Here is a 1,225-nt window from a genome sequence, read left to right as displayed (position 1 = left end):
AGTTTTTGTCTCTGTTGCTACCAGGCTTCTCTCAAACCTCTCGTTTAGGGTTTCGCCTTTTTTGTTTACTTTTTCATGTGCCGCGTCTGGATTGGCTGTTAAATACTCCTTAAGACGTCTTCTGCCTTGCACGTGTTTGTAAAAAGTGGTCGGAAGATATGGATCCAATTTTTCAGCAGGTAAAGGCGTGTCTGGTTTACATAAGACACCTTTAATATTATCTTTGTGCAGTCTTTCTAATTTAGCAGATTCGGTATGAAGCTTTTTAGCGAGCGCTAAACAAAACATTCCACATTCAGAGGAACTGCGTTGAATGTCCATTTCTGCCATGGCAAAAGAGCAGTTGGGTAATTCATGCGCTTTAAGGGCCAATTGCGTCCTTAATGCGAGTACCGCTGGTTTCATATTGTTAAATGTTGTAGGTTCAAAAAATATCACCGATGTTTTGTCCTCTATGGTTTGATGATCAATGAGCGCAAAATGAATTCCCCTATCCTTTGTGTGAATGATAAATCTAGAAGATTGAACGCCGTTTTCGATGGCTTCTTTGAGTGCAAGGGCAAAGTCGTGAGATGACGCTGCCAATTGAAGACGCATGTCGGGATATTTACGATTTGCCTGATCTACCAAGGCTGGCATTAGTTTAAGATCTGTACTTGCATAATCAGCTGTGAACCAACGACCCGTTGAGATATCATCCTCTAAACGGGCAATGATACTTTTTAATTCTTCACGATTGAATGGGATATTTTTGCCTTTTTCACTACTGGATTGTTCTAAATGTGCAGTAAGAGTGTCTAACGATGCATTTGCATGCGCCCCTTCAGGTGCACTTGCCTCTTCTGGTGTTTGTGAGGAATGAGGGAGGGAAGAATCTTGTGGCTTCATACTATTAGCCTCCATATTGATAATCGATAGGTGATATTATCTTCTTCAATTCTGGCTAAACAATGTTTGCAGGAAAGATTTTTAGCTAGAAAAAACAAAGAGATGAAATCATTTTTATTTAAATTACGAAAGATAAAACCCCACGCTTTTCAGAGTCAAAGGTAAGGTATCTTTTTATCTTTTAAGAGATCACGTCGCTTACTGTTTGCATCTATACCTCTTTACCTCTTTCAAAGGGAAAAGAAGATTTGCTAATAGCAATTTATGCCTTACCGTAAAGCTACAGAGCTTCATTCTTCGTGGATGTGGAATATGGCCAAAACGCTTATTACATCAT

At 39.4% G+C, this 1,225-nt stretch carries 1 protein-coding gene; it reads right to left on the bottom strand.

Annotated features, from left to right (window positions below):
- Positions 1 to 888 (bottom strand): YopJ/AvrA family T3SS effector serine/threonine acetyltransferase (locus ACFIME_RS05895; RefSeq protein WP_375684646.1); only part of this gene is annotated, 888 nt, incomplete at its 3' end.
- Between the last annotated feature and the right edge of the window lie 337 nt (positions 889 to 1,225).

Origin of the sequence: Bartonella sp. AP1QHHD (genome assembly GCF_042196265.1) — a bacterium.
In the GTDB taxonomy this organism is placed as follows: Bacteria; Pseudomonadota; Alphaproteobacteria; order Rhizobiales; family Rhizobiaceae; genus Bartonella.
Note: the sequence above shows the minus strand (reverse complement) of the source record. Positions and strands in the feature narration are given on the sequence as shown.